Raw genomic sequence first — 20004 nt, forward strand, 5'->3', positions numbered from 1 at the left:
TCGTAGTAAGCTTTTGCTCTCCTTGTGCAGTTTGAGCAAATCCGCCCGGATCTCCTCAAGCGTGCGCAGAGCCTTGGGTTTGTAGAAGTAGCGGTTGAAGTTGATCTCGTAGCCCACCTTGACGCTTGCCGGGTCGTACCAGGCGTCGCGCGCGTAGGGCAGCACCTCGCGGCGCAAAAACGTCTCGATGGCCGAGCGCTGGTCTTCCGGGCTCGGTAGGTGGCCGGGCTGGTGGCACGCGGGGCACTCGAGGAAGGGGATCTGCTCGCTGTCGCGCAGCTCGGTATCCGGCTCGTACTCCACCACGCGCAGCTTGCCGTCGAGGTTCACCTCAAACAACCCGCGCAGCGGATCGGGCACGGTGCCGGGTTTGTGAATCTTCTTGATGACCGGCGGGGCGTCGTCGGCCCGCTCGGCCGACTCGCGTAGCGCCTTGATCTCTTTCGGGGTGTAAGCGCGTTCGGGGTCGATGCCTTTGAGGCGTAGCGGGCGCTCCACCGTCACCTTCCAGTAGCCAAAAGCGGCGTTGGGGAAGATCCTGGAGTGCTCGGTCTCTTCGAACTTGAGGAAGGTATCGACAATGCGGCGGATCTCTTCGTCGCTGAGCTCGCAGTTCTTCTTGCCAAGGTTTTTGCGTAAGGGCTTGTACCATTCGGTGGCGTTGATGAGCTGCACGCGCCCTTTGCGGTGGGCGGGTTTTCGGTTGGTGAGCACCCAGACGTAGGTGGCGATGCCGGTGTTGTAGAACATGTTGAGCGGCAGGGCGACGATCGCCTCGAGCCAGTCGTTTTCGATGATCCAGCGGCGGATGTTGCTCTCCCCCTGCCCGGCATCCCCGGTAAAGAGCGACGAGCCGTTGTGCACCTCGGCGATGCGGCTGCCGAGCCGCGTGTCGTGCTTCATCTTGGCGAGCATGTTGGCAAGAAAGAGCATCTGCCCGTCGCTCGAGCGGGTGATGAGCGACAGCGCTTCGCCCCGGTGCTGCACAATAAAGCGCAGATCGCGGATACCCTCTTTACCGCCCATGCGTTCGAGGTCGCTCTTCCAGCTTTTGCCGTAAGGGGGGTTGGAGAGCATGAAGTCGAAGGTGCGGCCGGGGAAGGCGTCGTTCGCGAGGGTCGAGTGTTCCGGGCCGCCGACGATGTTGTCGGCCGCATCCCCTTCGCCCTTCAGAAGCAGATCGGCTTTGCAGATCGCGTAGGTCTCAGAGTTGATCTCCTGGCCAAAGAGGTGCACCGAGACCTGTTTGCCCCGTTCTTTTGCCAACTGCAATAGGGTCTCCTCAGCGACGGTGAGCATTCCGCCAGTGCCGCAGGCGCCGTCGTAGAGGAGATAGGTGCCCGATTCGATCTGGTCGGCGATCGGCTCGAAGATGAGGCGGGCCATGAGTTTTACCGCGTCGCGTGGGGTCCAGTGTTCGCCAGCCTCTTCGTTGTTCTCTTCGTTGAAACGGCGCACGAGCTCCTCGAAGATCGTGCCCATCGCGTGGTTGTCAAGGCCGGGTAGCCGCACGGTGCCGTCGCTGTTGCGCACCGGGTAGGGGCTGAGGTTGATCGCCGGGTCGAGGAACTTCTCGATGAGGGTGCCCAAGGCGTCGGCTTTTGCCAGGCGGGGGATCTGGTTGCGGAACTCGAAGTTGGCGATGATCTCTTGCACGTTGGGCGAAAAGCCGTCGAGGTAGGCGCGAAAATCGGCTTCGAGCTGTTGGCGGTTTGCGCGCGCTTTGAGGTCGCGCAGGGTAAAAGGGGAGGTATTGTAGAAGGCTTGCCCCGCCGCTTGGCGCAGGGCGGCGTCTTGATGCACGATCCCCGCCTTGTCGAGCGTCGCCTTCATTTCAAGCACCGCTTGCTTGGTGGGTTCCAACACCGCGTCGAGCCGGCGGATCACGGTCATTGGGAGGATGACGTCGCGGTATTTGCCGCGCACGTAGAGGTCGCGCAAGACGTCGTCGGCGATGCTCCAAATAAAGTTGGTGATCCAGGTGAGTTGGCCGTTTTCCATCGCGGTCGTTCCGAGCTTTTGCCTTATGCAATCTTAGCGCACGAAGCGGATATCGAGCGCGGCCGTATCGACGTCGGAAGCACTGAACGCGGGTGCCGTCATGGGTCGTCCTCCAGCAGGTTGAGGGTGAGGCGGATCATCAGCTCCTTCTGCGCCGGCGCGCTTTCGGCGATCAGCAGGGCCAGCGCCACCATGGCGTTGTCCGCAAGGCGCGGCGTACCGTTGGCCCGCAGCAGCAGGCCGTGGCGTCGCAGGTACTCGAGAAAGAGCAGCGCGCCAATGCGCTTGTTGCCGTCGCCGAACGGGTGATCCTTGATCACGAAATAGAGTAAATGAGCCGCGCGAGCCTGCACGCTCGGGTAGAGCGGCTGCCCGTCGAAGGTCTGTTCGAGTGCCGCCAGAATCGCCGCGAGTCCCTCGCCGCGTTCCTGCCCAAAGAGTGGCCCGGCTTCGCCGCGGGCAAGGAGCACATCGCGCAGGCGGGCAACTGCTGCGCGCGCATCGGGTAGCGTCAGCGCCGTCGCCGGCGTCACGGCCTGCCGTGGCTGCTCGCTCAGCCGGCCGTCGTCATACTCCAGCAGCCACCGCCACGAGCGGCTGTAACGCTGCACCACCTCCAGCACCGCCTGCCCCTCGTCGGTAACAAGCGCATGCGCTGTGAGCGTGCGTGTAAGCAGCGCAAGCGCCTGCTCGGCCTCGGCCAGACCGCGCTCCGCCAGCCGCCGCTCGTGCAGGGTGTAGCCGCGTATCAGGTGGTCGCGCAGGGTCTTGGTCGCCCAGATGCGGAACTGCGTGCCACGCTTCGAGTTGACCCGGTAGCCCACCGACAGGATGGCATCGAGGTTGAAGTATTCGATCTCCCGCACCACCTCCCGGCCACCCTCCTGCTGAACCGTTGCAATTTTTGCAACGGTTGCCTGCCGCTCGAGTTCCCCGCTCTGGAATACATTGCGCAGGTGCCGAGAAATCACGGATTTATCGCGCCCGAACAGCTCCGCCATCTGGGTGAGCGATAGCCAGACTGTCTCATGCTCTAGCCGGACATCCACTCGCACCCGGCCGTCCGGGTCTTCATAGACGAGGATCTCGCCGCCAACGGGGTTTATCGGAGCAGATCGAGTCACGACGCCGCTGCCTCCTGAATCTCCCTGAGCGTCCGTCCTTTGGCGTCCCGCCATTCGACGCGCCCATTGCTGGATCGGCCAAGTAGCACGCCCGCCGCCGTCGATGGCGAATTGAAAGTGTAGTCCTGGGTCAGCCGGAAGACCTCACCCGCATCCACGAACACGCCCTGATCGAGGAGCGATTGCCGCAGCTCCCGCAGATAAGCGTGGATCGAGGGCGACTCTACCTTGGCTGCTTGCGAGCCCGCGCGCACCACGAACCCCTCGGCGCTATCGACGCCGCGCGCCACGATCCCTCTCGCCTTCAGGATCAGCTCCTGCGCCTTCGGAACGTCGGTCTTGGGTTTCTCGAAGAAGTTCACGCCGACCACCGGCAGACAGAGCAACAGGTCGGCCAGAAAACCCTCCGCGTCGGCCACGTCGGCTTCAGAGAGGGTGGGAAGCTGCGGGACGTTGCTGTTGTCGAGCTCGGCGCGCTTTGCTTCGGCGGCGAGCGCCACCAGCCGCGCCTCCAGGTACTGCACATGCGCCTTGTTGAGGTTCTGGTCCTTGCTGGTGAAGACCGCGGCGTGGGTCCAGAAGTCTTTCTGCTTGGCGTGCTGGTCGAGCCGCTGGAGCACACCGTCACCTTCCCCGACATAGACGCGCGGCAACTGCCCCGATTCACTCGGCCCCCAGAGCACATAGACGCCGGAGCGCTTCAGCTCCGGGCGCTGCCGCACCTCGGCATACTGCGCGCGCGGGAAGACTAGCCCCTGCCCAGTCCAGTTCGATTTCTCGACGACGCGCAGACCCTCCGGCTCGCCGGTGGGGATGAAGATGCGGACAGAAAAACCCGAGCGTGCCGTCATGTGGTTGCCCTTTCGATGAACTTCTCGGCGTCCTTCACCCGCAGCTCGCCGGAGATGAGTTTGGGGAGTAATGTGTCGCGGAGTTGGGCGAGGGTGCGGGATTCGTGAATGCCGCAGACTATCCGCTCGATGAATGGCTGAACAATAGTTGCGAACGCTCCAGCAATGGATTCCGGTGGTAGAACGACTGCGTAGCGCGCCATGTCTGACCAACTTGTTCGGGGCATTTTCGTCCCAGTCGATCCTGCGTTGGTGTACTCGACGAATTCATCACTGGACACATGGCCAAGCACGAACCCGAACCATGCTGGCCGGTGTGGAGTAATAACCACGATATCGGTTGAGCAGACCCCATCAATGGGCGCAACGCCGACCTTGTGGAAGTACGGCCGCAACTTTCCGAACAGAATCTCCCCTTTTTTGAATCCGAATTTGTTGCTCTCAAGCCCATCGCCTGTCCCCCACTCTGAGATTGCGATCGATCGCCGAGGCATGTGTTCCAGTGCGATGTACGGTGTGTTCGGTCCGATGTTCTCGGGCCTGAGACTCCGTCGCGGATGCTCTGCGATATCGCCGAGGGTCCCCACCCCCCACCCCTCCGGAATTTCCCCCAATTCCGAATCCACCAGCCGGTCGGGGAAGAGGTCGTAGAGGTGGGCGGGCAGGCCGGGAAGCGACTCGCCGCGTCGCCAGCGGCCTTCCATCTTGGCACGCACGGGCTCAAAGTCCACGAACCACGCCTTGAACAGGGCGCGGGCCATCGCCTCCAGCGTCTCGCTCATCCGCCGGTTCAGCTCGATCTTGTCGTCCAGCGTGCCGAGGATGTGGGCAATGGCGCGTTGTTCTTCTACTTTTGCCGGCAACCGCACCTCTGCCTGATGAAGGTGATTGCGGTTAACACCAGGGACGGCGGCCTTGTCGGAGTAGGCAAAGTAGTCGAGACATCGAAGAAAGTAGCTGATGAACCGCGGATCGTTTCCCTTGAAGTCCTTTACATAGAGCGTTGTGTTGAGGGGCCAAAAGTCACTTGTCACATAGAAGACTTGGCCGATGGTTCCGTATCGGCCAGTCACGACTCCAGGGCCTTTTACCTTCGCTTCGTCATGGAATCCGCTAGGTCCTGAGGACGAAATGATCGGCACCAGGCCTGGCCTACGGTCGTGTTCGGGAAGATCGTAGCCACGCTTGAGCTCTATCACGTCTCCGAGCCGGTAGTTGCGCCACTCACTCGCCATCTCCGGCCTCCGAGGGTTTCTCCAACATTCTCAGTTCAGCTTCCAGTTGTTCCACGGTGGGTAGGGTGCCTTGCAGGTCCTCGGGCAGCGTCTCCACCAGGCGGGTTTCCCATTCCGCTACGCCGATGGGCTTTTGCACATCGCGTAGAGCGTATTCCACCACCAGTCGGTCTTTGCCCTTGCACAGAAGTAGACCGATCGTGGGCTTGTCGTCAGGGTGGCGCAACAGATCATCCACGGCGGACAGGTACAGGTTCATCTGTCCCACATAGGCAGGATCGAACGGGCCAGCTTTGAGTTCTATGACCACAAACCGGCGCAGTTTGAGATGGTAAAAGAGCAGGTCCACATAGAAGTCGCGGTCGCCTACTTCGAGAAGCACCTGTCGCCCTACGAAGGCGAACCCGGCGCCCAGCTCCAGAAGGAACCGCTGGATATGGTCCACCAGCGCCTGTTCCAGTTCGCGCTCGCGCCGGGGGGTCGGCGGTGCCCAGGAAGTCGAAGAGATACGGGTCCTTGAAGACCTGTGCCGCCATGTCGGAATCGGCCGGTGGGAGCGTGTCAGGGAAGTTGGTGATCGCTTTGCCTTGTCGCTCGTGCAGGCGGCGTTCGATGTGGAGCAGTAAGATGTTTCGGCTCCAGCCCTCTTCGTAGGTTTTGCGGGCGTACCAGAGGCGGGCTTCGGGGTCGCTCAGCTTTTCCAGCAGGGCGATGTTGTGGTACCAAGTGATTCGTGCAAGAACCTCTTGCACAATTTGGCGGTTGGGCCAGGCGGCGGCAAAGGCGCGCATGTATTTGAGGTTGCGCGGGGAGAGTCCTTGCATGTCGGGAAACTCGCGGCGCAGGTCTGCCAAGAGGCGGTCGATGACCTTGGCTCCCCAGCCTTCTTGCTCCTGCCGGTCCAGAATGGTGCGCCCAATGTCCCAGTAGAGCAGCACCATCGCGGCGTTGGCGGCCATGACCACGCGCAGGCGCTCTTGCCGGATGCGTGCTTTGAGCACATCGAGCAGTTGCGGGTAGGCGGCAGGGAGTTCGGCGGTACTTTCTGGATGGGGAAAGCGGGTGCCAGGCTGTTCTGCCGGGGGCGTGTGCGGTTTCGGCTTATTGGGGCTCGTCATCATCCATGCCTCTCAAAAACCCAACCCCCTCTTCCAGTCACTTCTCGGTTCATGTGGCCACAGCAGCTTGTTTAACGATCATTGAATAGCGCCCGCACATATTTATGAGCGCGCTCATATTTTTTGCACGCGCTCATATCGATGCGCCTCGCTCATAAAACGCTCCCTTCCTGGTTCCCTGGCGGAGCAACCGTCCCTCCTTCACCAGCTTGTTGAGCAGGCGCGTTGCCTGGTAGGGGCCGATGCGGCACAGCTCCGCCGCTTCCCTGCGGGTGATCCGCCCGTGCTCCTCGACGTATTGCAGCACCATTTGCTCCTGCTGCAGCGGCTCGAAGCCGCGCAGGCGCACGTAAGCGGACCGGTCGCCCAGGGCGCGGTAGGCGGCGGCAGAAAGGTGCCAGGTGCGCCCTTTCTTCTGGCCGCGCTCCTCGACAAGCCCAGCCTCCACGAGGCGATGGAGGGTTGCCCGGGCGTCCGCTTCCGGCTTTTGGATGAGGCGCGCGGCGGTGTCTGTGGTGAGCGTGCGTTCCTGCCACAGGGTGTTGAGGATGAGCAGTTCATCCAGCCCCAGCAACCGGCCGCTTTGCGCTTCGGTGACGAGTAGGCGAACGAAATCGAGGTTCGCTTCGCCACCGGGAATGACAACGACAACCGTCGTGGCGTCGCTGCGGGCATACGAGGGCGCCGGGCGGCCGTTGCGCAGCTGCTCGTAAAAGATGGTGTCGATGCCGCGCGCGGTGCGCTCGACGATGCCGGCACGCTTGAACGCGTCGGCCAGCAGTGGGTTGCGCGGGCGCGGTGCGGTGACGAGCAGGTTGTCGAGCCGCACGCCTTCCGGCAGGCCGCCTGGGTTGCTGATCTCGATATGGTCGGCGTGCCATTGAAAATGCACCGCGCCCAAACGCTGGTAGTCCCGGTGGATGAGGGCGTTGGCCAGTGCTTCGCGCAGGGCGCGCTCTGCGTAGTCGGGTACGCCGACGCGAAGCAATCCTACCATCAGTTCCCGTTCACGGTTGCGCGCGCGGATACGGGCCTCGATCTCTTCCATCACGCGCAGCAGTGGCCAGCGGAAGAAGTCGTTGGTTTCGACCTCCAGCCCACGCAACACCTGGAATGCAACTTCATGGGTGGGCACCAGACGACGCAGGGCATCCTCTTTTCCGAAGAGCAGGAGTGCCGCTAGGCGTATGCCCCGCACCTCGCCGTTGGCATCGACGACCCCGAGTGCTTTGGCCAGCTCCAGATCGGGTAATTCGAGCAGCGATTCGTCGCTGCGCCCGCGGCGCTCGCGGACACTGCGGCGGAAACGCTCGAACTCCAGCGGGTCGAGATCGCGCCAGTCCGCCGCAGCGACGATCTGTGCCGAGGGGTCGAGGAGGCCTCGGTCGGCCTGCAACGACTGCATGGCGGTGGCATCCATCGGCAGGCAAGCCGGCCGGCCATCCCCGCCGACCGCGCGGCGCAGAAAGACGCCTTCGCTCGTGGCAACAGGGACGCGCTGCGGCGGCACTTCGATGGCCAGCACCGGGACGCCATCGAGCGTGACGGTGTGTACCCGCACCGACAGACTCGGCCGCGTGCGCGCGGCGATGAGCGCAGCCAAGCGGTTGGGATCGGTGCTATTGCCGTGTCGCGGTCGAGTGCCAGTGATACGGCCGTCGTCTTCGACGCCGATGAGTAGCCAGCCGGTGTCGCTGCCGCTGCGATTGGCCAGGCACACCACTGCCTCGACGAGATCGCGGTCGTTCAGTGGCGCGCGTTCTTCGCCTTTGAATTCGACGGCTTGGGTTTCTCCGGTCTCGATCAGCTTGCGTAGCGCCTCTGGGTTCATCGACGTCACTCCCAGAAACCCAGTTCTCTGAGGTTCGCCGCAATCGCCGCATCCAGCCTCGCGGCTTCGGCTTGCTGCTTCCGTAGCTGCTCCACGAGCCGCGCCATCTTCTCCGCAAACGGCTCGTCGTCATCGTCTCGGACTTCCGCACCGACGTAGCGGCCGGGGGTGAGGACGTAGCCGTGTTTGCGCACTTCATCAAGCGTTGCGCTTTTGCAGAAGCCCGGGACGTCGGCGTATTCACCTGCGTCGGGTTCGCCGCGCCAGGCGTGGTAGGTGCGGGCGATGCGGGCGATCTCCTCGTCGGTGAGCTCGCGGTGGGTGCGGTCCACCATGCGGCCGAGCTTGCGGGCGTCGATGAAGAGGATTTCGCCGCGGCGGTCGCGAAACTGGCCGTTTGCGCGGTCGCGCGCGAGAAACCAGAGACACACGGGAATCTGCGTCGAGTAGAAGAGCTGGCCGGGGAGGGCCACCATGCAGTCGACAAGCCCCGCGTCGATCAGGTTTTTGCGGATCTCCCCTTCGCCCGACTGGTTCGACGACATCGAGCCGTTGGCGAGCACGAAGCCGGCCACACCCCGTGGCGCCAGGTGATGCACGATGTGCTGCACCCAGGCGAAGTTGGCGTTCCCCGCAGGCGGCACGCCGTACTGCCAGCGTTTGTCGTCGCGCAGCCGCTCGCCGCCCCAGTCGGAGATGTTGAACGGCGGGTTGGCCAGGATGAAGTCGGCCTTGAGGTCGGGGAATTTGTCGTCGTGGAAGGTATCGCCGTAGGCGATCTGCCCTTCGATGCCGCGGATCGCCAGGTTCATCTTCGCGAGCCGCCAGGTGGTGTAGTAGTTCGACTCCTGCCCGTAGATCGAGATGTCGGCCTTCGCCTTGCCGCCGTTGCCGTTGCCGGTGGCGTGCGCACGGATGAATTCGACCGACTGGACGAACATGCCCCCCGAGCCGCAGCAGGGGTCGTAGACGCGGCCGCGGAACGGTTCGATCATCTCCACGAGGAGCTTCACGACGCAGCGGGGCGTGTAGAACTCGCCACCCTTCTTGCCCTCGGCGCTCGCGAACTGGGAGAGGAAGTACTCATAGACGCGGCCGAGCACGTCCTTGGCGCGGGCGGCTTCGCTGCCGACCTGGATGTTGCTGATCAGATCGATGAGCTGGCCGAGACGTTGCTTGTCGAGCGCAGGCCGAGCGTAGTCCTTGGGCAGCACGCCCTTCAAGGCCGGATTGTCGCGCTCGATCGCGGCCATCGCGTCGTCCACGAGCTGGCCGATGGTGGGCTGCTTGGCTTGCGCCTGCAAATGCGCCCAGCGCGCCTCCGGCGGCACCCAGAAGATGTTCTGGGCCAGGTATTCGTCCGGGTCCTCGGGGTCTGTGCCCGCGGCGCGTTCGGCTTCGAGGCGGGCGTGCTGCTCCTCGAAGGCATCCGAAATGTATTTGAGGAAGATGAGCCCGAGCACGACGTGTTTGTACTCGGCGGCGTCCATGCTGCCGCGCAGCTTGTCGGCCATTTGCCACAGTTCGTTCTCATAACCGACCGTCGCGGCGCTCTCTGGGCTTTTGCCTCTTTTTTGCTTCGCAGAAACTCGTTTTGCCGACTCTGTCGCCATTTACTCGCTACCCTTCCCAGGGGTTCTTCGCTATGCGCAATCTTACCTACCGCACGGGAGGGGCGTCAAACGGAAAAAGCCAGCGCGGGGCTGGCTTGGCGACGTTGAGAAAAGCAATGCTTTCTGCGAAGCAAAAAGGTGGGCAAAAACGGCGTGGTGGTGCTTTGCTGGCTCCGCGCAAACGCTCGCTCAGCCAAGATTTTGCAAGGCAAACTCCCAGTTGATCAGTTTGTCAAGCACGGCATTGACGTAGTCGGCGCGGCGGTTTTGATAGTCGAGGTAGTAGGCGTGCTCCCAGACGTCGATGGTGAGGAGCGGTTTCATGCCGCTCGTGAGCGGCGTGTCGGCGTTGCCGGTCTTGACCACTTTGAGCTTGTCGCCGTCGGCAACGAGCCACGCCCATCCACTGCCAAATTGCGAAACGGCGGCGGTGGCGAGCTCCTTCTTGCACGCCTCGACGCTGCCAAACGACGCTTCGATTCGCTGTTTCAGCGCAGCGGGGGGCTCGCCACCCCCTTTGGGTTTCAGGCTATGCCAGTAGAAGGTGTGGTTCCACGCCTGCGCGGCGTTGTTGAAGAGGGCAACCTTGTCGGCTTTGCCGGCAACGGCGGTGACGATTTTCTCGAGCGGCAGATCGGCGTATTCGGTGCCGGCGATCAGTTTGTTGAGGTTGTCGACGTACCCCTTGTGGTGTTTGCCGTAGTGAAAACCGAGGGTGTTCGCGCTGATCACCGGCTCAAGCGCGTTGTCGGCGTAGGGAAGGGGCGGTAACGCCAACGGCGCAGCCTCTACCCGGCGGGCGAAGCCGCCGACGGCAAACGCGGTGGCCACGCCGAGCGAGCCGAGCAGGAAGTGGCGACGGCTCATGTTGGGGAGCGTAGTCATGTTCATAGGATCCTCCTTTCGTGGGTTGTCTTTTGTTTATAGGTCAACTCGCTTCCGCATGCAAGGATGGCGTTCAGGTTCCGTTCACTTTGGGGCTCTACGATAGCGTTGCCGATACGGCAATTGGTCATCAACCACTCTTGGAGGAAAGTGCGATGTCTGCAAAAAATGAGCTCTACCGTTTCACGATCGCCAACGGGAATGTCACTGCAGTGAGCGAAGTCAAAAAGGGCTATGAGAAGGCGAAACTGATCAAGCCGGGGACGACTTACACCGTTCAAGGCAACCAGGTGATCAAGGTCGAAACCAAGAAGGGGTACCAGGAGACGTCAGTCTATCAAGATCCTGACGGCGATGGCCTCTATGTTAAAGTGGGCGAAACGAAGCAGCCGCTCGGATCGGTGACCACCGGCTCGCCTGCTGTAGGGCAAGGGAGCGGTACGGTTCCCTCTTCGGCGGTTCTTTACGGTAGCCAGAAGAAGTTCGTTTTCGACGCCCAAAACAACGTCACGGCGGTTCAAGAGGTGAAGAATGGCTACCTCAAAAACGAAGCGCTATGGAAATACTCGGCGATCGAAGTGATCGACCAGGGTGTTGTCCTGCTGCAAAAGGTCAGCGGTACGTGGGAACTTTACCGCGACGGCAACGGTGACGGGGTCTACACCGAGATCGGCCAAGGATTTGGCAACCCCACAACCGTCGATTTGACCGGCATCATCCAGAGCAGCAACTCGATGGTCGATATGCTCTGACCAATGCAGCGGATGCAGGAGGGGACCACCTCTGAAGTAGCTGCGGGTTATACTATGGTTATCGAGATACCCCGGCGAAGAGGGGTGGTTTTCTCCCACGTGGTTCCCCGCTATTGGAGCAACCCCCGATGAAACGGCTCAACACCTTCAACCGTCGTGCGGCGACGCGGATTGCCGCTGTGAGCATCCTGCTTGCCGCTCTGGTCGCGCCGCTTGCGTGGTGGCTTGCTCGGGAGAGTGCCGAAGAGGCGGTGGTGGCGTTGGCCATGGAACAGGCACAGCAGTTTTTGCGCCACGCCAACGCGATCGACCTCACCGATACGGAGGCCGAAAAACGGGCGCGTGCGGCGGTGGAGACGATCGTCGGGGGGATTTTTGACATCATCGAGATTTACGATCCGGCGGGGCGTAAGCTCGCCGAAGGGGTGACGCCCGAAGGGGAACGGATCGAAGCGCAACTGCCGAAGCACGGCAAGCCGTCGTACACCACGCAATCCTACGAAAGCCTGCAACTACCTGGCAATGTTTGGGTTTTGCGCGTCTTCGTCCCCTTGCGCGATCAGACGAAGGGGGAAGGGGCAGCGATCACCGGCTACCTGGAGGGGGTTCGGGTGGTGCCCGACTGGCAACAGCAGCAGATCCGCGACGCGGCGTTGGGTGCCGCGCTGCTCGCTGGTCTGGCGGCACTCCTTTGTGGTGCGCTCATCTACCCGATCGTTGTCCATCTTTCGGCCGATAACGAGCGCAAGTCGCAGGAAGTGCTCGATTCCCACATCGCGATGATGGAGGCGCTGGGGCGTGCGATTGCCAAGCGCGACTCCGACACGGGGGCGCACAACTACCGTGTCGCGTGGATCGCGGCGCGCATCGGTGAGGCGATGGGTCTTCAAGGAGGTGCGATGCAGGCGCTCATTGCCGGGAGTTTCCTCCACGATGTCGGCAAGATCGGCATTCCGGACGCGATCCTCCTCAAGCCGGGCCGGCTCGACGACCGCGAAATGGCGATCATGCGCACCCATGTCCAGCAGGGGGAGGAGATCGTGCGCGGCATGGGGTGGTTGGACGGCGCGCACGAAGTGGTCGCTGGCCACCACGAGAAGTGGGATGGTAGCGGCTATCCGCGGGGGCTCGCCGGCGAAGCGATCCCCCTACCAGCGCGCATCTTCGCCGTCGCCGACGTTTTCGACGCCCTCTCGTCGAAGCGGCCGTACAAGGAGCCGATGCCGTTTGACGAGGTGATGGCGATTCTCCAGCGCGATTCCGGCCGCCACTTCGACCCTCAGGTCGTTACAGTTTTTGCCGCGATGGCGGAGGAGATCCGGGCGCAGTTGCGCGATGGCTCGGAGGAGACGGCGCGCGCCCTCCTTGAAGCGACGATCCGCCGCCATTTCGCGCTCCAGTAAAAAGCCGTGACGCTCTCTATTTCAAAGTCAATAGCCTCTGCGCTTTGAGTGCAGCCCTGGTTACATTTCCGTTACATTTCCGCAAAACTCTCGTAACATTCCCGTGCGATAGTTCCTCCTGATCGATTCCCGAAATGGAGGTCGGGAGCGTGGAGGAGACATCATAATGACGATCGTACGCGGCGAAGCGGCGCCACCGCTACCCACGGGGCTCGATACCTTCCCGCGGCTCTTGCGCCACCACGCCGAGGTGCGCGGCGCGCAGCCAGCGGTGCGGGAGAAAGAGTACGGGATTTGGCAGACCTATACGTGGGCCGACTACTATCGCACCGCGCGGGCGATCGCCTGCGGTCTTGCCGAATTGGGTTTCCGGCGCGGCGACCGGCTGGCGATCATCGGCGACAACCGTCCCCGGCTCTACATGTCGATTGCCGCGTGTCAAATGTTGGGCGGCATTCCGGTGATGCTCTACCAGGACGCGATCGCCGAAGAGATCGCTTTTGTGCTCCAGGACGCCGAAGTGAAGGTGGCGATCGTCGAGGATCAGGAGCAGGTCGACAAGCTCTTGGAGACGCTGTCCGAGACGCCGACGCTGGAGAAAATCGTCTATGACGATCCGCGCGGGTTGCTCCACTACGACCAGCCCCAGCTCCTTGGGCTCGACGAACTCGTGGCCGCCGGGGAGATCCACGACCGCAACCAGCCTGACTTCCTCGACAAAGAGATCGAGAAGGGTTCCACCGACGACGTCTCGGTGATGCTCTACACCTCCGGCACCACCGGCAAACCGAAAGGGGTGTGTCAGACCCACCGGGCGTTCATCTTTGCCGCGAACGGCGGGATCCATTTCGACCGGCTCACCGATCGCGAAGAGATTCTCTCTTATCTGCCGATGGCGTGGGTCGGCGACCACCTCTTCTCCTACGCCCAGTCGCTGGTGGCCGGCTTTGCGATCAACTGCCCCGAGTCGTCCGACACGGTGATGACCGACCTGCGCGAGATCGGCCCCACCTACTATTTTGCGCCGCCGCGCATCTTTGAAGGGCTGCTCACCCAGGTGATGATCCGGATGGAGGATGCGAGCGCCCTCAAACGCAAGCTCTTCGACTATTTCATGGCAGTGGCGCGCCGTTGTGGCGCAGAGATCCTCGAGAAGCGGCCGGTGCCGCTCACCGACCGGCTGCTCTACGCCCTTGGGGAGGTGTTGATCTACGGGCCGCTCCGGAACGTCCTTGGGATGTCGCGCATCCGTGTCGCCTACACCGCGGGTGCGGCGATCGGCCCCGATCTCTTCAAATTCTTCCGCTCGATCGGGATCAACCTCAAGCAGCTCTACGGTCAAACCGAGACCTGCGCCTACGTCTGTCTCCAGCCCGATGGCGAGATCAAACTCGACGCGGTCGGGCGTCCTGCGCCAGGGGTCGAGATCAAAATCGCAGACAATGGCGAAATCCGGGTCCGCGGCCCGATGACCCTCCAGTCCTACTACCGCCGCCCTGACGCCACCGCCGAAGCGTTTGACGAAGAGGGATTCTTCATGACCGGCGACGCCGGCTACATCGGCGAGGATGGCCAGTTGCGGATCATCGACCGCGCGAAAGACGTCGGCAAACTCAACGACGGCACCCTCTTTGCGCCCAACTACATCGAGAACAAGCTCAAGTTCTTCCCGCAGATCAAAGAGGCGGTGGCTTTTGGCAACGAGCGCGACTATGTCGCGGCGTTCATCAACATCGACCTCGACGCGGTGGGGAACTGGGCGGAGCGGCGCGGTTTGGCCTATTCTGGCTATACCGATCTTGCGCAAAAACCGGAGGTCTATGCGCTCATCGCCGAGTGTGTCGCGAAGGTGAACGCTGACCTCGCGAACGACCCGATGATGAAAGGGGCGAAGATTCGCCGCTTCCTGATCCTCCACAAGGAGCTCGATGCTGACGATGGGGAGCTCACCCGCACCCGCAAGGTGCGGCGCCGTTTCATCGCCGACAAGTACGCCCCACTCGTGGCGGCGCTCTACAGCGGCGTGACCGAGCAGTACATCGAGACCGAAGTGAAGTTTGAAGACGGGCGCAGCGGCAAAATCGCCGCAACGGTGCGCATCGCAGACGCGTAATCGGAGGGAAGAAGATGGCGCGCACCATCGGCGACGTGATCCTGGATCTGCAAAACATCAGCCTCAGTTTCGGGGGGGTGAAGGCGCTCACCAACATCAGTTTCAACGTGCGGCAGGGGGAGATCCGCTCGATCATCGGCCCCAACGGCGCCGGCAAGAGCTCGATGCTCAACGTGATCAACGGCGTCTATCACCCGCAGGAGGGGCGGATCCTCTTCATGGGCAAGGAGCGCCGGAGAATGAACCCGCACGAGGCGGCGGCGCAGGGGATCGCCCGGACCTTTCAGAACATCGCGCTCTTCAAAGGGATGACGGTGCTCGACAACATCATGACGGGCCGTACCCTGATGATGAAGCGCAACTTCCTGTGGAACGCGCTCTACTGGGGGCCGGCGCAGCGGGATGAGATCGCCCACCGCAAGCGCGTCGAGGAGATCATCGATTTCCTCGAGATCCAACACATCCGCAAGGTGCCGGTGGGACGCCTCCCTTACGGGCTGCAGAAGCGGGTGGAGTTGGCGCGGGCGCTTGCCGCCGAACCGAAGTTGCTGCTCTTGGATGAGCCGATGGCAGGGATGAACGTCGAGGAGAAGCAGGATATGTGCCGCTTCATTCTCGACGTGAACGAACAGTGGGGGACGACGATCGTGTTGATCGAACACGACATGGGGGTGGTGATGGACATCTCCGACCGCGTCGTCGTGCTCGACTACGGCCGCAAGATCGGCGACGGGCTCCCGGACGAGGTGAAGAACGATCCGGAGGTGATTCGCGCCTACCTGGGTGCGGCGCACTGAGAACGGAGGAGAGAACCGTGACCTTTTTCTTCGAAGTGTTGATTGCTGGGCTCCTCTCCGGGATGCTCTACGCGCTGGTGGCGCTCGGCTTTGTGTTGATTTTCAAGGCCTCTGGGGTCTTCAACTTCGCCCAAGGGGCGATGGTCTATTTCGCCGCGCTCACCTTCGTCGGGGTGGGGGAAAAGTTCCTCCTCTGGTTCGGTTGGGAACCGGGGTCGGTCGGTTCGTTCCTTGCGGCGCTGCTGGTCACCCTCGCGGCGATGGTGGTGCTGGCGATCCTCATCGAACGTTTCATGCTGCGGGGGCTTGTGAACCAGCCGCTCATCACCCTCTTTATGGCGACGATTGGCCTTACCTTCTTCATCGATGGGCTCGCGCAGCTCATTTGGGGGTCGAACGTGCGCGGGCTTGACATCGGGATTGCCGATGAGCCGGTGATGTGGTTGCTGAACGCAACCAACATGCTGGTGTCGAAGTTCGACCTCACCGCAGCGGCGATCGCGGCGGTGCTGGTCGCGGTGCTGTCGCTCTTTTTCCAATATACCAAAACCGGTCGGGCGTTGCGCGCGGTTGCGGACGACCACCAGGCGGCGCTCTCGATTGGCGTGCCGCTTGAGCGCATCTGGGTGACGGTCTGGACCGTTGCGGGGATTGTCGCGCTTGTCGCGGGTCTGATCTGGGGGGCGCGCAATGGCGTGCAGTATGCGCTCTCATTTACCGCGCTCAAAGCGTTGCCGGTGCTGATCCTCGGTGGGTTTACCTCGATCCCGGGGGCAATCGTCGGCGGCTTGATCATCGGCGCCTCAGAAAAACTCGCCGAGGTCTATCTGGGGCCGTTCGTCGGTGGGGGGATCGATTCGTGGTTCCCCTACATCATGGCGCTGACGTTCCTGTTGATCCGCCCCGAAGGGCTCTTCGGTGAAAAACACATCGACCGGGTGTGAGGAGAGAGAACCGTGATCTACCGCGAAGCAGGGCAGTTCAAAGCAAGTTACGAAGCCGACATGCAGATCTTTCCGATCCGGCAGGACCGGATCGCGGTGGCGGCGATCGTGGCGTTTGCCTTCCTCGGCGTACCGTTCGTCGCGAACGACTACTGGTTCCAGGCGATCATCATTCCGGCGCTGATCTTTTCGCTCGCGGCGCTCGGGCTCAACATCCTCACCGGCTACGCGGGTCAGCTCTCGCTGGGCGCAGCGGGCTTCATGGCGGTGGGGGCGTTCGCCACCTACAACTTCATGTTGCGCGTCGACGGGATTCCCTTTCTCGTCGCGATGGTGTTGGGCGGGCTGTGCGCGGCGCTCGTCGGGATCGTTTTTGGCTTGCCGTCGCTGCGGATCAAAGGGTTCTATCTTGCGGTGGCTACCCTGGCCGCGCAGTTCTTCATCCTCTGGGCGTTGGTGAAGTTTCCCTGGTTTTCCAACTACTCCTCGTCCGGCGTGATCACGGCGCAGACGATCACCATTCTGGGCTGGACGGTCGATACCCCGGTCGAGAAGTACTTGCTCACCCTCGCGGTGGTCGCGGTGCTCGCGCTTGCAGCGAAGAACATGGCCCGCACCCACACCGGCCGCGCGTGGATGGCGGTGCGCGATATGGACGTCGCGGCCGAGGTGATCGGGATTCCGCTGATGAAGACGAAGCTGCAAGCGTTTGCGATCAGCTCGTTCTACTGTGGCGTTGCCGGGGCCCTCTACGCCTACACCTACCTGGGGACGGTCGAGCCTGAGGCGTTCAACCTCGACCTCTCGTTCAAGATCCTCTTCATGATCATCATCGGGGGGGTGGGGACGGTGCTCGGGTCGTTTCTCGGCGCAGCTTTTATTGCGCTTCTGCCGATCTTTCTCAACCAGCTCTTTCATGCCCTCTTTGGCAGTGCGTTGCCGCCGGCAGTGGCGTCGAACCTCGAATTGATGATCTTCGGCGGGTTGATCATCTTCTTCCTGATCGTTGAGCCGCACGGGCTCGCGCGCCTGTGGCAGATCGGCAAGGAGAAGTTGCGGTTGTGGCCGTTCCCTCACTAAAATGGTTTGGGTTCCAGCCCTTCGGGGTTGGGCGTGTTGTGTGTGTTGGTGGTCAAGGAGACAGAAGATGAGCAGCATCCAATGGAAACGGGGCGCGATGGTCGCGTCTCTTGCAGCAGCTCTTGCGGGCGTCGGGTTGGGGCAGGCGCTTGCTGCGGAGCAGTATCTGGGTTTGCCCAGCTACCGGGTCGGTGCCTACGCCGCCGGCGGATCGGGGGTCTATGGCGGGTGGATCGACTATATGCAGATGATCAACGAGCGCGACGGCGGTGTGAACGGCGTCAAGCTTGTCTGGGAGGAGTGCGAAACCGAGTACAACAACGCGCGCGGCGTTGAGTGTTACGAGCGCTTCAAGGCAAAGGGTAACCCCTTCTTTTCTGCGCTCTCGACCGGTATCACCTATTCGGTGCTCGATCGGGTCGCCCAGGATAAGATTGCGCTTGTGACCATCGGTTACGGACGTTCGGATGCCGCCGACGGTCGCGTCTTCCCGTGGGTCTTCCCGCTCGTCACCCACTACTGGTCGCAGGCCTCTGCGATGATCAACTTCATCGGCAAAGAGAAGCTCGGCGGGATGGACAACCTCAAGGGCAAGAAGATCGTGCTCCTCTACCACGACTCCGCTTTTGGGAAGGAGCCGCACGAGGTGCTGAAGCGCCTCTCTGAGAAGTGGGGCTTTTCCCTTGAGTTGATCCCAGTCGCTCACCCGGGGAACGAGCAGCAGTCGCAGTGGCTGCAGATCCGCCAGATCCGCCCCGACTTCGTGATCCTTTGGGGGTGGGGGGTGATGAACCCGACGGCGCTCTCGACCGCGAAACGGACGGGGTTCCCGGTCGACAAGATCGTCGGCGTCTGGTGGGCCGGCGCAGAAGAGGATGTGGTTCCAACGGGTAACGCTGCGGCAGGCTACATCGCTGCCGGTTTCAACGCTGTAGGGGACGAGTATCCCGTGATTCAAGAGATCAAGAAGCATGTCTATGCCAAAGGCAAGGGCAACCTCGACCCGAAACGGGTGGGGAGCGTCTATTACAACCGCGGGGTGGTCCACGGCATCATCTACGTCGAGGCGGTGCGTTTGGCGCAGGAGCACTTCAACAAGAAGGGGCAAGCGGTCACTGGCGAAGAGCTCCGCTGGGCGCTCGAGAACCTCAAGTTCGACCCAGCGAAACTGAAGGCGTTGGGGGCTGAGGGGTTCTTGCCGGAGATGCAGACCTCGTGCCTCGATCACGAAGGGGCCGGGGTGGTGAAGTTCCAGCAGTGGGACGGCAGCAAGTGGAAGATGATCAGCGACTGGGTGGTGCCGGACCGCGTGCTGGTGCGCCAGCTGGTTGAAGAGTCGGCGGCGAAATACGCTGCGGAAAAAGGGATCACGCCGCGCGACTGCAGCAAGGAGAAGTAAGATGAACCACGCCGCGGCGCCGGGGGGTAGCGTGGCAGCCGCCCCCTCTACCCCCTACCTGGTGGTGAACAACGTCGAGGTGATCTACGACCACGTGATCCTCGTCCTCAAAGGGGTCTCGCTCGTCGTCCCGAAAGGGGGGATCGTCGCGCTCCTGGGGGCGAACGGCGCAGGGAAGTCGACGACCCTCAAAACGATCTCGAACCTGTTGCGGGCTGAGCGGGGCGAAGTGACGAAAGGTTCGGTCGAGTTCATGGGCGAGCGGGTCGATCAGCTCACCCCGAACGAGTTGGTCCGCCGCGGTGTGATTCAGGTGATGGAGGGGCGGCACTGCTTTGCCCACCTCACGATCGAAGAGAACCTGCTCACCGGTGCCTATACCCGCAAGGTCTCGCGCCGCGAGCTTCAGGAGGATCTGGAGCGGGTCTACCACTACTTTCCGCGCCTCAAGGAGCGGCGCAAGTCGCAGGCGGGATACACCTCGGGGGGTGAGCAGCAGATGTGCGCGATCGGGCGGGCGCTGATGGCGCGCCCACAGCTGATCCTCCTCGATGAGCCGTCGATGGGGTTGGCGCCGCAGATCGTCGAGGAGATCTTCGAGATCGTGCGCGACCTGAACACGCAAGAGAAGGTGAGCTTTCTTTTGGCCGAACAGAACACGATGGTGGCGCTCCGTTACGCGCAGTTTGGCTACATCTTGGAGAACGGGCGCGTGGTGATGGAGGGGAGCGCTCAAGAGCTGCGCGAAAACGAGGACGTGAAGGAGTTCTACCTCGGGCTCTCTGGCGAAGGGCGGAAGAGCTTCCGCGACGTGAAACACTACCGCCGGCGCAAACGGTGGCTTGCTTGAGGATCGCG

Annotated in this window: 15 protein-coding genes and 1 pseudogene; 8 read left to right on the top strand and 8 right to left on the bottom strand. The window is 62.3% G+C overall.

The window, feature by feature from the left end:
- The 8 genes and pseudogenes from ACYQ6T_RS07555 to ACYQ6T_RS07590 form a co-directional block, all read right to left on the bottom strand.
- Positions 1–2001, bottom strand: a 2001-nt coding sequence (locus ACYQ6T_RS07555; RefSeq protein ID WP_459829519.1) for a type I restriction-modification system subunit M, incomplete at its 3' end; no start/stop codon positions are given.
- A gap of 98 nt (positions 2002–2099) precedes the next feature.
- Entirely contained in the window at positions 2100–3125 is a 1026-nt protein-coding gene (locus ACYQ6T_RS07560; RefSeq protein WP_459829522.1) for a virulence RhuM family protein/type II toxin-antitoxin system death-on-curing family toxin, read from the bottom strand.
- Positions 3122–3976, bottom strand: a complete 855-nt coding sequence (locus ACYQ6T_RS07565) for a GIY-YIG nuclease family protein (RefSeq protein WP_459829524.1) — start codon at positions 3974–3976, stop codon at positions 3122–3124. The genes ACYQ6T_RS07560 and ACYQ6T_RS07565 overlap by 4 nt, the downstream gene beginning before the upstream one ends.
- Positions 3973–5211: a restriction endonuclease subunit S gene (locus ACYQ6T_RS07570; protein WP_459829527.1), complete on the bottom strand. Its 1239-nt coding sequence runs from the start codon at positions 5209–5211 to the stop codon at positions 3973–3975. Before ACYQ6T_RS07570 ends, ACYQ6T_RS07565 begins: the two co-directional genes overlap by 4 nt.
- Positions 5201–6329 (bottom strand): annotated as a pseudogene (locus ACYQ6T_RS07575) (PDDEXK nuclease domain-containing protein). The gene ACYQ6T_RS07570 and the pseudogene ACYQ6T_RS07575 overlap by 11 nt, the downstream one beginning before the upstream one ends.
- A 133-nt stretch (positions 6330–6462) precedes the next feature.
- Positions 6463–8160, bottom strand: coding sequence for an RNA-binding domain-containing protein (locus ACYQ6T_RS07580; protein WP_459829530.1), 1698 nt, complete (start codon positions 8158–8160; stop codon positions 6463–6465).
- A gap of 5 nt (positions 8161–8165) precedes the next feature.
- On the bottom strand, positions 8166–9773 hold the full coding sequence (locus ACYQ6T_RS07585) for a class I SAM-dependent DNA methyltransferase (RefSeq protein ID WP_459829533.1): 1608 nt from the start codon (positions 9771–9773) through the stop codon (positions 8166–8168).
- Between the two features lie 189 nt (positions 9774–9962).
- Entirely contained in the window at positions 9963–10664 is a 702-nt protein-coding gene (locus tag ACYQ6T_RS07590) for a superoxide dismutase (protein WP_459829536.1), read from the bottom strand.
- Positions 10665–10813: 149 nt separating this feature from the next.
- On the opposite strand from ACYQ6T_RS07590, the gene ACYQ6T_RS07595 reads away from it, so the two are divergent.
- The 8 genes from ACYQ6T_RS07595 to ACYQ6T_RS07630 all read left to right on the top strand — a co-directional run bounded on the left by ACYQ6T_RS07595 (position 10814) and on the right by ACYQ6T_RS07630 (position 19996).
- Entirely contained in the window at positions 10814–11410 is a 597-nt protein-coding gene (locus ACYQ6T_RS07595) for a hypothetical protein (RefSeq protein ID WP_459829539.1), read from the top strand.
- Positions 11411–11538: 128 nt separating this feature from the next.
- Entirely contained in the window at positions 11539–12813 is a 1275-nt protein-coding gene (locus ACYQ6T_RS07600; RefSeq protein ID WP_459829540.1) for an HD-GYP domain-containing protein, read from the top strand.
- A gap of 166 nt (positions 12814–12979) precedes the next feature.
- Entirely contained in the window at positions 12980–14926 is a 1947-nt protein-coding gene (locus tag ACYQ6T_RS07605) for an AMP-dependent synthetase/ligase (RefSeq protein ID WP_459829543.1), read from the top strand.
- A gap of 14 nt (positions 14927–14940) precedes the next feature.
- Entirely contained in the window at positions 14941–15723 is a 783-nt protein-coding gene (locus ACYQ6T_RS07610) for an ABC transporter ATP-binding protein (RefSeq protein WP_459829546.1), read from the top strand.
- Between the two features lie 17 nt (positions 15724–15740).
- Positions 15741–16667, top strand: a complete 927-nt coding sequence (locus ACYQ6T_RS07615) for a branched-chain amino acid ABC transporter permease (RefSeq protein WP_459829548.1) — start codon at positions 15741–15743, stop codon at positions 16665–16667.
- A gap of 12 nt (positions 16668–16679) precedes the next feature.
- Entirely contained in the window at positions 16680–17747 is a 1068-nt protein-coding gene (locus ACYQ6T_RS07620) for a branched-chain amino acid ABC transporter permease (RefSeq protein WP_459829551.1), read from the top strand.
- 67 nt (positions 17748–17814) lie between these two features.
- Positions 17815–19146, top strand: a complete 1332-nt coding sequence (locus ACYQ6T_RS07625) for an ABC transporter substrate-binding protein (protein WP_459829554.1) — start codon at positions 17815–17817, stop codon at positions 19144–19146.
- A 1-nt stretch (position 19147) separates the two neighbouring features.
- The gene (locus ACYQ6T_RS07630; RefSeq protein ID WP_459829556.1) at positions 19148–19996 is read left to right on the top strand and encodes an ABC transporter ATP-binding protein; all 849 of its coding nucleotides are present in this window, start codon (positions 19148–19150) and stop codon (positions 19994–19996) included.
- The last annotated feature ends 8 nt before the right edge of the window (positions 19997–20004 follow it).

This window comes from Hydrogenophilus islandicus (assembly GCF_054657095.1).

Excerpts from the sequence above, each read along its gene's own strand:
- ACYQ6T_RS07565 (WP_459829524.1), bottom strand. The coding sequence starts at position 3,976 with ATGACGGCACGCTCGGGTTTTTCTGTCCGCATCTTCATCCCCACCGGC.
- ACYQ6T_RS07570 (WP_459829527.1), bottom strand. The coding sequence starts at position 5,211 with ATGGCGAGTGAGTGGCGCAACTACCGGCTCGGAGACGTGATAGAGCTC.
- ACYQ6T_RS07580 (WP_459829530.1), bottom strand. The coding sequence starts at position 8,160 with ATGAACCCAGAGGCGCTACGCAAGCTGATCGAGACCGGAGAAACCCAA.
- ACYQ6T_RS07585 (WP_459829533.1), bottom strand. The coding sequence starts at position 9,773 with ATGGCGACAGAGTCGGCAAAACGAGTTTCTGCGAAGCAAAAAAGAGGC.
- ACYQ6T_RS07590 (WP_459829536.1), bottom strand. The coding sequence starts at position 10,664 with ATGAACATGACTACGCTCCCCAACATGAGCCGTCGCCACTTCCTGCTC.
- ACYQ6T_RS07595 (WP_459829539.1), top strand. The coding sequence starts at position 10,814 with ATGTCTGCAAAAAATGAGCTCTACCGTTTCACGATCGCCAACGGGAAT.
- ACYQ6T_RS07600 (WP_459829540.1), top strand. The coding sequence starts at position 11,539 with ATGAAACGGCTCAACACCTTCAACCGTCGTGCGGCGACGCGGATTGCC.
- ACYQ6T_RS07605 (WP_459829543.1), top strand. The coding sequence starts at position 12,980 with ATGACGATCGTACGCGGCGAAGCGGCGCCACCGCTACCCACGGGGCTC.
- ACYQ6T_RS07610 (WP_459829546.1), top strand. The coding sequence starts at position 14,941 with ATGGCGCGCACCATCGGCGACGTGATCCTGGATCTGCAAAACATCAGC.
- ACYQ6T_RS07625 (WP_459829554.1), top strand. The coding sequence starts at position 17,815 with ATGAGCAGCATCCAATGGAAACGGGGCGCGATGGTCGCGTCTCTTGCA.
- ACYQ6T_RS07630 (WP_459829556.1), top strand. The coding sequence starts at position 19,148 with ATGAACCACGCCGCGGCGCCGGGGGGTAGCGTGGCAGCCGCCCCCTCT.